This window comes from Flavobacterium sp. 1355, assembly GCF_017833415.1.
Lineage (GTDB): Bacteria > Bacteroidota > Bacteroidia > Flavobacteriales > Flavobacteriaceae > Flavobacterium.
Genome location: NZ_JAFICC010000002.1, coordinates 69,507 through 83,541, shown reverse-complemented (window position 1 = coordinate 83,541; position 14,035 = coordinate 69,507). Strand labels below are relative to the sequence as shown.

The window sequence follows — 14,035 nt, the reverse complement described above, 5'->3', positions numbered from 1 at the left end:
ATACTAATCCAATGGAAGAGTAATCACTCTTCCATTTTTTTATTTAAATGAATATGCATAAAATTATTTTACTAACTGTTTTAAGTTTTGGTTTAAACTCCGCTTTTGGACAAAGTGCTCCTTATTGGCAACAACATGTCGATTATAAAATGGAGGTATCAATGGATGTTAAAAATTATCAGTACAAAGGAAAACAAGAACTGGTATATACAAATAATTCTCCGGATACGTTAAAAAAAGTATTCTATCACTTATATCCAAATGCTTTTCAGCCAGGAAGTGAGATGGATGCACGTTTGCATTCGATAAAAGATCCAGACGGAAGAATGGTGAGCAAAGTAAAAGGAGCAGACGGCAAAGATGTAAAACAAAGTAGAATTGAAACATTAAAACCAAATGAAGTAGGGTTTTTAAAAATTACCAATTTCAAACAAGATGGTGTAACAGCTCAGACAAGAACTTCCGGAACTATTTTGGAAGTAACTTTAGCCAAGCCAATCTTACCAAATTCTAAAACAACTTTTACCTTAGATTTTGACGGACAAGTTCCGGTACAAATTCGTCGCTCAGGGAGAAACAATTCTGAAGGGATTGAACTTTCTATGTCGCAGTGGTATCCAAAATTAGCAGAATTTGATTTTGAAGGATGGCACGCAGACCCGTATATAGCAAGAGAATTTCACGGTGTTTGGGGTAATTTTGATGTAAAAATTACAATCGATAAAGAATACACAATTGGAGGTTCAGGATATCTGCAGGATAAAAATTCAATAGGTCATGGTTACGAAGATGCCGGTGTAACAGTTACATATCCTAAAAAAACAAAAACACTGACATGGCATTTTATTGCGCCAAATGTTCATGATTTTACATGGGCAGCAGACAAGGAATATGCACATGATATTGTAAAAGGACCAAATGATGTTGATTTGCATTTCTTTTATAAAAACACCCCAAAAGTTGCCGAAAACTGGAAACAATTGGCGCCTTTAATGGTGAAAGTAATGGACTTTTACAATCATAAAGTTGGAGCTTATCCATACAAACAGTATTCTTTTATTCAGGGAGGCGACGGCGGAATGGAGTATGCAATGTGTACCCTAATTTTAGGAAACGGAACTCTTAAAGGAATTTTAGGAACAGCAACACACGAATTAGGACACTCCTGGTTCCAGCATATTCTGGCGTCTAATGAGTCAAAACATCCGTGGATGGATGAAGGTTTTACAACATATATTGAAGATAGCGCCTTAAACGAATTAGAAGGCGATAAAAAAGTTGCAAACCCTTTTCAGGATAACTATAACACATATTACAGTTTAGTGAATTCCGGAAAAGAACAACCACAGACTACTCACGGTGATCGCTATGATGAGAACAAACCTTACAGTATTTCTTCTTATGTAAAAGGAAGTATCTTTCTTTCTCAATTAGTTTATGTAATCGGACAGGAAAATTTAGATGCAACTTTAAAAAGATACTACAATGATTTTAAATTTAAGCATCCAACTCCAAATGATATTAAAAGAACGGCAGAAAGAGTTTCCGGAGCTGAATTAGACTGGTATTTGATTGATTGGGCAGAGACAACAAACACAATTGATTACGCAATTAAGAGTGTTTCAGATAATGCAGGAAAAACAACAGTTACTTTAGAAAGAATTGGCAAAATGCCAATGCCAATTGATTTAACAGTACAATATACAGACGGAACTTCTGAGAGTTTTTACATTCCATTGAGAATGATGAATTTCATTAAACCAAATCCAAACCCTAACGTACAAAGAACTGTTTTAGAAGATTGGGCCTGGGCGCAATCCAACTACAGTTTTGCAATCGACAAAAATAAAGGAGCAATCAAAAAAATCACCATCGATCCAAGCGGATTAATGGCTGATATAAAAGCTGCTAATAATGTTTTTGAAGTGAAGTAAAAATTAGATATTTTTAGAAAATCCAAAGTTAGTTTAATACTATTTTTGGATTTTTTTTTAATGTTTTTATGGATGCTTTGAATAAACGAGGCGAAATGTAAGTTTTTTCTTTTTATAAAAGTAATTAAGATTTTTTTAAATTTAAAAATTAGTACCTTTGCAAAATGAATCCAGATTTTAAAATAATATTTGATGAAGAGAGAGCTGTTAATGCTGTTCTCTACGTTATCTCGAAATTGAGTAGAAAAGATTTTCACAAAATTTTCAAAATTCTTTTTTTTGCTGACCGTGAACATCTTTTAAGGTATGGAAGAACAATAACGGGAGACAATTATATAGCAATGTCTGACGGACCTGTACCATCATATTTATATGATATTTTTAAATCCGTAAGGGGTAATGGTTATTTTAAAGATAATGGGCATTTCTCAAAATATTTTTCTGTAATAGAAGGTTGTTTACTAAAAGAAAAAATGGAGGCTAATCTAGATAAGCTATCTAAAACTGATCTAGAACAGTTAAATATTTCTTTAGAAAAATATGGAAATATGTCATGGAATGAAATTCGTGAATTGTCACATGGGCAAGCTTGGATAAATACGGTAAACAATTCAGTTATTTCTTTCGTTGATATCTTGAAAGAAATTGAGGCTGACACTACTTATATAGATTATCTTAAAGAGCAAAATTTATTAAAATTACATCTTCAATAAGTAATGAGTTCTTTTAGAGATTTATTTAAAAAAGAGGACTTACAAAAGATATTTAAAGCAGGATTAAATAGAGGAGATGTTTTTATACATGATTTTCCTAATATTGATCATCTTAAAATGTTTATTGTTATTGGGATTTCTAGAGATATATTATTTACCTGTTCTGTTTATATAAATTCTAAAATTCATCCTTTCATTGCTAGAGATGCGTCCTTATTATCTCTTCAAATTCCATTGCTCAAATCTGACAATCCATTTTTAGATCATGATTCATATGCGTCATGTAATTCCCCGATAAAATCATCATCCGAAGTTATACAATCTAAAATCGATGATAAATCTTGCCAGGTTATTGGACAAATATGCGCAACCGATTTGGGTAAAATAACAGTAGCTTTAAAAGAATCTGGTGTTTTAACAGTAGAAGAGGTTCAATTATACTTTAGTTAATTATGGAACAATATAGAAAAATAGCAGAAAAAGCAGTTGGAAATAAAAAAGAACTGATGCCAATTCATAATGGAACAATAAATGAATTTAAATCTCGATTGTTAATTTTTAGAGAAGTTTTAGAAGAAGTAGATATTATACTTAAAGATTTGGGAAATAAATATGTTGAAGAAAATAATTGTAATCCTGAGCAAATTGAAAAAATTAGAGAAATTAACAAAGAAATAATTCTCTCATTTATTGAATATTTCAGTTCTAATAAATAGTAAATATTTCTTAAATTGTATAAAAGAATTATATTAGAATAGAAAGCCCTTAAAAATATTTTTAAGGGCTTTCTTATTTCAAATTTATTTAAAAGTTTATATTGTTTTTATTTCAGTAATAACTTCAGATTGTGTCTTCTTAAAAGAAAACCATTCTCTGTAGCTGGCACATCTCCATAACCATTCGATTGGACCATAATTGTATTTAGAAAGCCACCACTTGCTGATAAATAATTGAATAATGAAAACAAAAACAGCCAGTGCAAGGTAAAACCAATAGGGCAATGTATAAGTAACGCCGAAACCAATACCCGAGAAAATAAAAGCAGCCAGAATATTTTGAGCGATGTAATTGGTTAGTGTCATTTTGCCACCAGCACTAAAATAGCTGAAGACCGTTTTGAATTTTCCATTAATATACAATAGCGTAATTCCGGTTGCGATAAAAATCATTGTGCTCAAAATAAGCCAGAAATATGGGTGGAAGAATTTAAGGAATTCAGCTTTGTTTTCAATAGCAAAATAAAAGACAATACCAATTATAACAGCTATAACCAAGCTGCTGATAAGTACATATTTCAAAAGTTTTTTCATTTCGTTCAAACGATTAAAAAAATTCAATTTTTGAAGCATAGCCCCAAAAAACATACAAGCCAGCATTACAAGATGTGCAGTAATCGCATAACCGGGAACTATGATTTGTTGGTAAAAAGAAGCTACAAGATTAAACTTAAAAAAATCTAGCCAGTTTCCTGAATAATATAATTTTAAATATTCAGGATTTGAGATAATATCTATCCTTTCGAAATTAAAACTTTTGATATAAGCCATTACAAAAGGAATAAGAAGCACAAGAATAGCAGAAAGAATACCTAATGTTTTTGCAGAACTTTTATGAAAATAAAGTCCAGGATTTTCCAGCGAAGAAAAACTGATCGATCTTAGATAGTATTTCAGATAAAACACCGTTAGTTTCGTTCGGTACTCTGATGTGCGGAAGGCCTGAATAATTGCCTATGGCTACGCCTAATATAGCCCAGCCACGAAGAATATCAACAATAGCAGTTCTTTTGCCTTGTTCGACAGGATGATAAGGATTTGTCATTCGATTAACGTTTTTGTTGTGATTTGATTGATGTTTTTAAGATAAAATTTGAAATTATTTTAAAACCAAAAGTAAGAAAATTATGCAATCATTAAAAGCGTATCTAAAAAATGAACTAAAAAAAGCGTGCTATTTTAAAAGTATTTTCTTTTAAAATAGCACGCTTAAATCAGCAGAGATTCAGGTTATCCCAAATGCTCCAACATATCTTTAGTCATTGATTCCAAATCAAAAGTATGTTTCCAGTTCCAGTCTTCTCTTGCAGAACTGTCATCAATACTTGCCGGCCAGCTGTCCGCAATTTTTTGACGGAAATCAGGATTGTAAGTGATTTCAAATTCCGGAATATGCTTTTTAATTTCATTAGCAATTTCTGTCGGGGTAAAACTCATTGCTGCCAAATTATAAGAAGAATGTATTTTGATATCCTCAGCAGGCGCCTGCATAATATTGATAGTTGCATTAATTGCATCATCCATATACATCATTGGCATTTTTGTCTCTGAAGATAAAAAGCATTCGTATTTTTTATCGGCAATAGCCTTATAAAAAATATCAACAGCATAATCTGTAGTTCCGCCGCCCGGAGGAGTAGACCAGCTAATTAAACCCGGATAACGAATACTGCGGACATCAACACCATAGATATTATGGTAATATTCACACCATCTTTCACCGGCTTGTTTACTTATTCCGTAAACTGTAGAAGGTTCCATTATAGTGTATTGCGGCGTGTTCTCTTTTGGAGTTGTAGGCCCAAAAACAGCGATACTCGATGGCCAGAATATCTTCTTAATTTTTTTTGCTTTCGCCAGATTTAAAACATGAAAAAGTGAGTTCATATTTAAATCCCAGGCAAATGCAGGGTTTTTTTCGGCTGTAGCCGATAAAAGTGCCGCCATTAAATAAACATCTGTAATTTTATGTATCTCTACAAGATGTTCGATTTGATTAAAATCTAAAGCATTGACCACTTCAAACGGACCTGAATTTACAACATCAGCATTTAATTTTCGGATATCAGAAGCAATTACATTTTCTGTTCCGTATAACTTACGGAGCTTTTGAGTCAGTTCTGTCCCAATCTGACCGCAAGCACCAATGATCAATATTTTTGGATTCATTTATTTGGGATTTAGTATTGCAAATATAACGTTTTCGCAAATAAGTATTCTTTTTAGAAACAAAAATTAAAAAATTAACAATAATAAAGTTTGTTTTTTAGATTATTCCCTATTCAAAACTTTACACCAAATTAGAAATTTAGCCACAGATTAAAAAGATTTTTCAATTGATTTTTTAAGAAAAAAATCCATTAAATCAGTGAAATCTGTGGCAAAAAATAACCTTGAATTATAGAATCTTTAGCAAAAAACAGAATTCGTAATTGTAAATTTACTTTGTAACTTTGTAGCTTAATGTTTTACCAAATGAAATATAAAATATCTCTTTTTCTTCTTTTGATTTTTGTACTGCATTCATGTCAGGGCGAAGATGAACGACGTCGTGCTGAAAATGAAAAAGTGGCTAAAAAGAACGAGAAAATTTTCAATAATATTAATAAAGCCTGGATTTTTATTGATGAACCAATTAATGAAGTTTCTGAACAAAATTTTAGGGAATGGACAGAATGGCGCGACTTTCTGAAAGAAATTGGAGAGAAGCCAAAGAGAAGTATAGGCGCATTTCAGAAAAAATCAACAGCGATTTCAAAAAAAGCAGTTCTTTTAAATAATAATATTCCAGCGCAATTTAATCAGCCTCAGATAAAAAGCAGAATTTCCATTTTGATTACTAAAGTCAAAATGTTGGACTTGTTCATTCATTTGAATCAAATACCAGATGATAAAGTCACTTTTTTAATTGGTGAAATCAACAAAGAATTGGTTTCATTAGAGAGACAAATGGATAAAATTGTCGAGAAAGCTAAAATACCAAAAGAAGAAGGAGAAGCCGATTTCTTAAAAATGTTAGACACAGCGCGTGCAATACCAAACTCTGCACCGCCTATAGATCAAAATATACCTAAAGTTGAGTAAAAACGCCTTATATACTACGTATGACAATTTGCCCAAAGCGCAGCAGATTGCCGCACAATTACTAGAGCAAAATCAAGTAAAAATGCATCTTAGCGGTTTGTTGGGATCAGCTGTTTCATTTATCATAAGAGCTGTTTTCAAAAAAACCGAATTGCCTTTTTTGATTATTTTAGACAATAAAGAAGAAGCCGCTTATTATTTGAACGATCTTGAACAAATGATCGGCGAGCAGGACGTATTGTTTTATCCGGCTTCATTTCGCCGTCCGTATCAGGTAGATGAAACAGATAATGCCAATGTTTTGCTTCGTGCTGAGGTTTTAAACCGAATTAATTCCCGTAAAAAACCAGCCGTAATTGTTACCTATCCCGAAGCACTTTTTGAGAAAGTAGTAACGAGACAACAATTGGATAAAAACACGCTGAAAGTCTCTTTGAACGATAAAATTTCGATTGATTTTATCAACGAAGTTTTGTTTGAATACGAATTCAAAAGAGTTGATTTTATTACAGAGCCCGGCGAATTCTCAGTTCGTGGAGGAATTGTCGATGTTTTTTCTTTTTCAAACGACCATCCGTATAGAATTGAATTCTTCGGAAATGAAGTAGACAGCATCAGAAGTTTTGATGTTGAAACGCAATTATCTGTAGAAACCCATAAAAAAATCACGATTATCCCGAATGTAGAAAACAAGATTTTTCAGGAAAACCGTGAAAGTTTCTTAGATTATATTGCAGAGAAAACGGTTCTTTTTATCCAAAATACAGACGGACTTTTTAGTCAGTTAGACAAACAATTCGCAAGGGCCGAAGAAGCTTTTGAGAAACTTTCAGGAGAAATAAAACACGCTACACCAGAGCAATTATTTTTAAATCAGAGTTCGTTTATCAAACGTGCACTGGATTTTTCTATAGTAGAATTGGCATCAAAACCAATTTTTAAAACCACCAAAAAGTTCGAGTTCCATTTTCAGCCGCAGCCTTCCTTCAACAAACAATTTGATTTATTGCTGAATAATCTGAGCGACAATCACTTTAACGGCTATAAAAATTATTTGTTTTGTTCGAATGAAACGCAGGCAAAACGTTTTCATGATATTTTTGAATCGCTCGATGAAGCTAATTCAGAAAATATCCGAAAGCAATATAATACAATTGTACTGCCTTTGTACCAAGGTTTTATTGATGAAGAAAATCAGATTACGGCTTATACCGATCACCAGATTTTTGAGCGTTATCATAAATTCAACATTAAAAACGGCTATTCTAAAAAGCAAAATATTACGCTAAAAGAATTGACCGCACTTTCGGTTGGTGATTACGTAACGCACATCGATCACGGAATCGGAAAGTTTGGCGGATTGCAGAAAATTCAGGTCGAAGGCAAAACACAGGAAGCCATAAAATTGGTTTATGCTGATAATGATATCGTGTATGTAAGCATTCACTCGCTTCATAAAATCTCAAAATACAACGGAAAAGACGGAACGCCACCTAAAATTTACAAACTAGGATCGAACGCCTGGAAAGTTTTAAAACAAAAAACCAAAGCACGCGTCAAACATATTGCGTTCAACTTGATTCAGTTGTATGCGAAACGACGTTTAGAAAAAGGTTTTCAGTTTGCACCGGACAGTTATCTGCAAAACGAATTAGAAAGTTCGTTTATTTATGAAGATACACCCGATCAAACCAAATCAACACAAGAAGTAAAAGCCGATATGGAAAGCGATCGCCCAATGGATCGTTTGGTTTGTGGCGACGTTGGTTTTGGTAAAACCGAAGTTGCGATTCGTGCTGCTTTTAAAGCGGTTGATAACAGCAAACAAGTTGCCGTTTTGGTTCCGACAACTATTTTGGCTTACCAGCATTACAGAACTTTCACCGAAAGGTTAAAAGATATGCCAGTTTCGATTGGGTATTTAAACCGATTTAGAACGGCAAAACAAAAAGCACAAACCTTAAAAGATTTAGCCGAAGGAAAACTGGACATTGTCATTGGAACACATCAATTGGTCAACAAAAATGTAGTTTTTAAAGACCTTGGTTTATTAATTGTTGATGAAGAACAAAAGTTTGGTGTAAACGTAAAAGATAAATTAAAAACGATTGCTGCAAATGTGGATACGTTAACATTAACGGCAACACCAATTCCGAGAACACTTCAGTTTTCGCTAATGGCAGCACGTGATTTATCTGTAATTACAACGCCTCCGCCAAACAGATATCCAATAGAAACAAATGTTGTTGGTTTTAATGAAGAAATAATCCGAGATGCGATTTCATATGAAATTCAGCGAAACGGACAGGTTTTCTTTATCAATAATCGAATCGAAAATATCAAAGAAGTGGCCGGAATGATTCAGCGTTTGGTACCAAATGCCAGAGTCGGAATCGGTCACGGACAAATGGAAGGCGCCAAACTCGAAGAGTTAATGTTAGGTTTCATGAACGGCGATTTTGACGTTTTAGTGGCCACCACAATTATCGAAAGCGGTTTGGATGTACCAAATGCCAACACGATTTTCATCAACAATGCCAATAATTTCGGATTATCAGATTTGCATCAAATGCGTGGTCGAGTAGGGCGAAGCAACAAAAAAGCATTCTGTTATTTCATCTGTCCGCCGTATTCATCTATAACCGAAGACGCCAGAAAACGTATTCAGGCTTTGGAACAATTTAGTGAACTTGGAAGCGGTTTTAACATCGCCATGAAAGATCTTGAAATTCGTGGTGCCGGAGATTTATTAGGTGGCGAACAAAGTGGTTTCATTAATGAAATTGGTTTTGATACGTACCAAAAAATCATGAACGAAGCCATCGAAGAATTGAAGGAAAATGAATTCAAAGATTTATATCCGGAAGAAAATAATATCGATACCAAAGAATACGTAAAAGACATTCAAATCGATGCCGATTTTGAGTTGCTGTTCCCAGATGAATATATTAATAACGTTTCAGAGCGTTTGGTTTTATACAACGAACTGGGCGCAATAAAAGACGAAGCTGGTTTACAGGAATACGAAAGAAAACTGATCGACCGTTTCGGACCGTTGCCAAAACAAGCGACTGCATTGTTAAACAGCATCCGAATAAAATGGATCGCAACAAAAGTTGGAATCGAGAAATTAGTTTTGAAACAAGGTAAAATGATTGGTTATTTCGTCTCCGATCAGCAATCTGATTATTATCAATCCTCGAAGTTCCGAAACGTTTTGACCTTTGTTCAAAAACATAGTTCACTCTGCAAAATGAAAGAAAAACAAACCGTAAACGGCTTACGTTTGTTGTTGACTTTTGATAATGTAAAATCAATAAAACGTGCGTTGGAATTGATGGAGTTGTTTGAGGAATAATTTTATATTTTTTATAATACAACATGGGCTTTTAGTTAAAAACTAAAGCCCATTTTTTTGCCAAAAAACAAAAAAGTAGTATTTAACTTATAAAATATTAAAATTTAACAGTTTTATTTTGCTAAATTAATTATATTTGAAAGATAAAGATTACAAATATTTAATAATTCCGCCAATAATTAATTAATAATTTATAGATATGAGTTTTTTAGCAAAATTAGAAGTAGACAATGAATCGTTCAATGTTTTAGAATTTGATGTCACATTTATACAAGCGACAGACAATAACGGAAAGCCGGCAAATAAAGCAAAGGGAGGACAAATCAGGTTAGTAGTAGAAAGTACAGGTACAGATTTATTTTCTGGCTGGATGGTTTCACAAACTAGTACTAAAGACGGAAAAATTATTTTTTATCGCAGAGATGCCATGAGTACAATGAAAAATGTAAGCTTTAGAAAAGGATATTGTATTTCTTTTCATAAAAGCTTTAGAAATGAAGGTACCATACCCATGAGAACCGAAATTTTGATTACTGCGAGTGAAATTAAAATTGGCAATACTGCATTTGAAAATAATTGGAAGAACTCATAAAAAATATTGTTATGGGACACATTATAAAAAAAACTCCAAGATTAGATATTGATATCGATACCGAAAATAAAAATATTTTAGTTATTGAGCGCTGGAAATATAATTGGATATCAAATGGCTTTAATAATTGGGGTTACACAGATAAACAAAAAATGCATAAAGCATTTGAAAAAGAAATGGATAAAGTATGGAATAGAAGGGCGCGATTAAAAGTGACTGGAAGTTCGAAATTTGCAAAAGATGAAAAGAATGCAATTTTCAAATTGTCATTTGATATTCAATGGACTGTTGTAAATCCACACTGGAACGTAGATGTAATTAAAGTTGCGCCAAGAGATTTTAGCAATAGACCTTATGTAAACTGGAATATTCAGCAAATCAGGCTATATACGGTTGACATAATTCCACTTAGAAAAGTTGGTGCTCCGGCACTGGTCCTACAAAAAAATATTCCACATGAATTTGGCCATGCAATTGGAAACAGTAGTTCAGTACCCGGTATGCATGCTGATGAATATAATTCTGGAGGACAATTTTATAATGATAAAGTAAGCATTATGAATGTAGGAATGGAATTAAGAATTCGACATTTCGATTTTATACTTCGCGAAATAAATTCGATAATACCTAATACAAATTTTAATCTGTCATTATGAGAACAAAAATTTTGATATTTTTTTTCTGCCTAGCCGTATTATTAGGTTGTAAGGATAAAAAATCAAAGCAAATTATGGAAAAGAATCCCGCAACTAAAGAACAGCTATTAAATTTTTCTTATAAAGAAGCTTTAGAATATTACGGTGAACCAATTGAAACATCAGTTTTTGATAATGCAAAAGAAAATGAAATTTTTCCGGGAATAAGAGCAGGAATAGGAAAATACTATAAAAGTGGAATAAAAATAAGTATAAAAGAAGCAATCTGGAGTAAAAACGATTCTATACGAATTGCAGTGTGGTATACTAAAAAACAAAACCAGTGGATACCTTTTGATAGTTTTGAATATGATAAGCATTCAGACTTTTAAAAGTGATCTTTTTCATTTTTTTGTTACTGATTTTAGCAATATAAATTCTAAGTAAAGGCTCCGATCTTCCTAGAATTATCGAGGCTCAGATTTTATAACGAAAAAATTACCATATATCTTAGTTAAGGGCAAAGTATTTACAATTGATGTTATCTTAAGTTCTCAAATGCAGGAGCAGGATCTGATTCATTTTCAAACTCTAGCGCAAAAGCTGTGAATTATTTTAAGGAAAAAACCGAAAGTTATATTGATAATGATGTATTATTTAGAATTAAGCAGCATAAATTTTAATATATATGAGATATGTAATAGTTTCAGATTTAGGAGGATTACTATGGTGCTATTAAATTAGATTTTGTAAAACAAATCTAAGAGATGAACAAGCTGAAGATAAATGGTCTAGGAATATTTTTTTTCTATGTTTCATAGGGATTGTTATTGCATTTTTTGTAATAAATTTTTTTAAGCAAGAATATCGACAGAGAATACAATGAGGAAAAAGATCTCTTTAATCATAATTGGTTTGCTTCTGCTCTCTTGCAATAATAAAAGTGAGCAAATTGATTCAATATGGAAAAAAATAGTTCATTCTAAAAGTGGACAAGAAGAGCAAATGAACGTAGCGGAATTGCATCAATTTATACGAGAAAAACAGATTCTATTCGAATTATTTTATAGATAGTAAAAAGGTTAAAAAGATATAGGATTGAAGAAAGATAATGATGATGTTAAATCTATTACTATAGAATTTGAGGTATCTGATGACAAAAAAAATATCAAAAAAGGTTGGTAACCTATTGACATACAAAATTGTTATTATTTATATCTAGAATAAAATGGAATTCCAAAAAGATTTTGGATAGAGTGATAATTGGGTTAAATTAAAAGTTTCGATTAGGTTTTTTCTATGAAATTGGTAAAAAGACATATGGATTAATTAGAAATTCCTGGTGATAATATTTGAAATATGAAATGTATTAAATCAAAATATTTTAGAAAAGTTTTATTGCTGACAGCTATTTTCCTGATAAGCTGTGATAAAAATCCAAAACAGCCATGGATAGAAAAATGTATAATATATAAAGATAGCTCATACCAAATTCCTTTAGATACAATTCTTCTGTTTGAAAAAGACAGCAATTTTGTAAAGAGAAACGGATACTATAAAATATATAATTCTGATATAATAAATAATTATTCAATAGGCAAAATTAAAAACAGAAAAAAGGTTGGTTTATGGAAACTTTATTATAAAGATGCATTGAGTGCAGAAGAACATTATAATGATAAAGGTGAGTTTGATGGATTTGTAATACAATACGATCCTTCTAATGGAAATTTTTTATCAGTATATCATTTTAATAACGGAGAACAAGTTGGCATTCAGAAAGAGTATTATCTAAATAACATTTTGGCCCAGGTATATACCTTAGATAAAAATGACCAATACCGAGACAAATTTGTGTGTTATAACACAAAGGGAAAAATTATTTATAAGGAAGACTTCGGAAAAGAAGGTACAGGTTATTACAAAAAATATAATAACGATACAATAATAAGGGAAGGTAAATACCTAAAAGGAAAACGTGTAGGTATTCATGTACAAAAAGAATATTTTCAAAGCCATTATCCGCTAATTGAAAATACATTTTATAACCAAAAAGGAGGATTTTATAAGGTGAAATTATTCGGAAATTTAAAGGCAGTTATTCAAACAAAAGGAGACTCTATTGTTTATGATTACACTAAAAATAAAACTAGAAAAATAACTTTTTTGAAAGAAAAAATAATTGAAAATGCAGTTTACAATGATACAGTAATATTTTAACCTCCAAAGTAGATTGAAAACTTACTGAAAAAAATATAATAATTATGGGAATATCAAAAATAGCAAGCGCGGCTGAGGAACTAGGTAATGATAACAATATGATGAAAAGTTATAAAGGCTTTTATAATAACAAAGGATATGTTTTAACTAAAAACTCTTTTTTGAAAGACAGAAGTTCGAAAGTGTCAAATTTTCCTGTCAGAAAAAATTTCCTTAGAGAATGGAAGAACTCATTTACTGCAGCACAAAAAACATACTTACTTGATTTGGCAGATTTAAACGACCAGCAGGTTACTTTAATGAACTATGAAAAAATTAAAAATGCCAATAATAAATGGCCAAATGGATACTACGTAGTTAATTATGGTAAAGATGCAATATGGGCTTGTAATTTATTTGTTGGAGAAGCTTTATTTATGGCTGGATATAAACAGATAAATGGAGGTAAATACTACTCGGCTAAGCAAATCTGGAATGCAGATGGTCCTTTTAAAATAGTAGATAAAAAACACGTAGAAAGAGGTGATATAGCAGCTTTTGGAGGTATTCATGTTGAAATTGTTACAAAGGTCAATAGGGGCCAAAAACTTTTTGATGACGATTTTTGCTCAAGAGGTGCAGGTAGAGGATCTTCTGATTTTGGTACAGAAAGATGTGAAGGAATATTTGGAAATAAGAGAGAAATCGATAACAAAAACATTCGGTGACAAATGAGTTGAATTT

At 32.0% G+C, this 14,035-nt stretch carries 14 protein-coding genes; 11 read left to right on the top strand and 3 right to left on the bottom strand.

Annotated elements, in window-relative coordinates; all coding sequences use genetic code 11:
• The first annotated feature begins 53 nt into the window (after positions 1-53).
• The 4 genes from JOD96_RS02735 to JOD96_RS02720 all read left to right on the top strand — a co-directional run bounded on the left by JOD96_RS02735 (position 54) and on the right by JOD96_RS02720 (position 3,363).
• Positions 54-1,934, top strand: a complete 1,881-nt coding sequence (locus JOD96_RS02735; RefSeq protein ID WP_209562740.1) for a M1 family metallopeptidase — start codon at positions 54-56, stop codon at positions 1,932-1,934.
• A gap of 164 nt (positions 1,935-2,098) precedes the next feature.
• On the top strand, positions 2,099-2,647 hold the full coding sequence (locus JOD96_RS02730) for a Panacea domain-containing protein (protein WP_209562739.1): 549 nt from the start codon (positions 2,099-2,101) through the stop codon (positions 2,645-2,647).
• Positions 2,648-2,650: 3 nt separating this feature from the next.
• A complete protein-coding gene (locus tag JOD96_RS02725) occupies positions 2,651-3,097 on the top strand; it encodes a hypothetical protein (protein ID WP_209562738.1) in 447 nt (148 codons plus the stop codon).
• A gap of 2 nt (positions 3,098-3,099) precedes the next feature.
• Positions 3,100-3,363: a hypothetical protein gene (locus JOD96_RS02720; RefSeq protein WP_209562737.1), complete on the top strand. Its 264-nt coding sequence runs from the start codon at positions 3,100-3,102 to the stop codon at positions 3,361-3,363.
• Between the two features lie 96 nt (positions 3,364-3,459).
• Here the strand turns inward: JOD96_RS02720 and JOD96_RS02715 are convergent, their stop codons facing one another.
• The 3 genes from JOD96_RS02715 to JOD96_RS02710 form a co-directional block, all read right to left on the bottom strand.
• A complete protein-coding gene (locus JOD96_RS02715; RefSeq protein ID WP_245188335.1) occupies positions 3,460-4,194 on the bottom strand; it encodes a DUF418 domain-containing protein in 735 nt (244 codons plus the stop codon).
• A gap of 61 nt (positions 4,195-4,255) precedes the next feature.
• Positions 4,256-4,468 (bottom strand): hypothetical protein, encoded by a 213-nt coding sequence (locus JOD96_RS22400; protein WP_245188334.1) that lies wholly within the window; start codon positions 4,466-4,468, stop codon positions 4,256-4,258.
• A 185-nt stretch (positions 4,469-4,653) separates the two neighbouring features.
• The gene (locus JOD96_RS02710; RefSeq protein ID WP_209562736.1) at positions 4,654-5,592 is read right to left on the bottom strand and encodes an L-threonine 3-dehydrogenase; all 939 of its coding nucleotides are present in this window, start codon (positions 5,590-5,592) and stop codon (positions 4,654-4,656) included.
• Positions 5,593-5,898: 306 nt separating this feature from the next.
• Here JOD96_RS02710 and JOD96_RS02705 point away from each other — a divergent pair, with 306 nt between their 5' ends.
• The 7 genes from JOD96_RS02705 (at position 5,899) to JOD96_RS02675 (ending at position 14,019) form a co-directional block, all read left to right on the top strand.
• Positions 5,899-6,507: a hypothetical protein gene (locus tag JOD96_RS02705; RefSeq protein WP_209562735.1), complete on the top strand. Its 609-nt coding sequence runs from the start codon at positions 5,899-5,901 to the stop codon at positions 6,505-6,507.
• Entirely contained in the window at positions 6,500-9,865 is a 3,366-nt protein-coding gene (gene mfd / locus JOD96_RS02700; RefSeq protein WP_209562734.1) for a transcription-repair coupling factor, read from the top strand. The genes JOD96_RS02705 and mfd overlap by 8 nt, the downstream gene beginning before the upstream one ends.
• A 199-nt stretch (positions 9,866-10,064) precedes the next feature.
• The gene (tssD, locus tag JOD96_RS02695) at positions 10,065-10,457 is read left to right on the top strand and encodes a type VI secretion system tube protein TssD (protein WP_209562733.1); all 393 of its coding nucleotides are present in this window, start codon (positions 10,065-10,067) and stop codon (positions 10,455-10,457) included.
• An 11-nt stretch (positions 10,458-10,468) separates the two neighbouring features.
• Positions 10,469-11,113, top strand: a complete 645-nt coding sequence (locus tag JOD96_RS02690; protein WP_209562732.1) for a hypothetical protein — start codon at positions 10,469-10,471, stop codon at positions 11,111-11,113.
• A complete protein-coding gene (locus tag JOD96_RS02685) occupies positions 11,110-11,484 on the top strand; it encodes a hypothetical protein (protein ID WP_209562731.1) in 375 nt (124 codons plus the stop codon). Before JOD96_RS02690 ends, JOD96_RS02685 begins: the two co-directional genes overlap by 4 nt.
• 1,006 nt (positions 11,485-12,490) lie before the next feature.
• The gene (locus JOD96_RS02680) at positions 12,491-13,312 is read left to right on the top strand and encodes a hypothetical protein (protein WP_209562730.1); all 822 of its coding nucleotides are present in this window, start codon (positions 12,491-12,493) and stop codon (positions 13,310-13,312) included.
• 44 nt (positions 13,313-13,356) lie between these two features.
• A complete protein-coding gene (locus JOD96_RS02675) occupies positions 13,357-14,019 on the top strand; it encodes a hypothetical protein (protein ID WP_209562729.1) in 663 nt (220 codons plus the stop codon).
• Positions 14,020-14,035 lie beyond the last annotated feature (16 nt).

Excerpts from the sequence above, each read along its gene's own strand:
- tssD (WP_209562733.1), top strand. The coding sequence starts at position 10,065 with ATGAGTTTTTTAGCAAAATTAGAAGTAGACAATGAATCGTTCAATGTT.
- JOD96_RS02685 (WP_209562731.1), top strand. The coding sequence starts at position 11,110 with ATGAGAACAAAAATTTTGATATTTTTTTTCTGCCTAGCCGTATTATTA.
- JOD96_RS02710 (WP_209562736.1), bottom strand. The coding sequence starts at position 5,592 with ATGAATCCAAAAATATTGATCATTGGTGCTTGCGGTCAGATTGGGACA.
- JOD96_RS02720 (WP_209562737.1), top strand. The coding sequence starts at position 3,100 with ATGGAACAATATAGAAAAATAGCAGAAAAAGCAGTTGGAAATAAAAAA.
- JOD96_RS02690 (WP_209562732.1), top strand. The coding sequence starts at position 10,469 with ATGGGACACATTATAAAAAAAACTCCAAGATTAGATATTGATATCGAT.
- JOD96_RS02735 (WP_209562740.1), top strand. The coding sequence starts at position 54 with ATGCATAAAATTATTTTACTAACTGTTTTAAGTTTTGGTTTAAACTCC.
- JOD96_RS02715 (WP_245188335.1), bottom strand. The coding sequence starts at position 4,194 with ATGGCTTATATCAAAAGTTTTAATTTCGAAAGGATAGATATTATCTCA.
- JOD96_RS02675 (WP_209562729.1), top strand. The coding sequence starts at position 13,357 with ATGGGAATATCAAAAATAGCAAGCGCGGCTGAGGAACTAGGTAATGAT.
- JOD96_RS22400 (WP_245188334.1), bottom strand. The coding sequence starts at position 4,468 with ATGACAAATCCTTATCATCCTGTCGAACAAGGCAAAAGAACTGCTATT.
- JOD96_RS02730 (WP_209562739.1), top strand. The coding sequence starts at position 2,099 with ATGAATCCAGATTTTAAAATAATATTTGATGAAGAGAGAGCTGTTAAT.
- JOD96_RS02705 (WP_209562735.1), top strand. The coding sequence starts at position 5,899 with ATGAAATATAAAATATCTCTTTTTCTTCTTTTGATTTTTGTACTGCAT.
- JOD96_RS02725 (WP_209562738.1), top strand. The coding sequence starts at position 2,651 with ATGAGTTCTTTTAGAGATTTATTTAAAAAAGAGGACTTACAAAAGATA.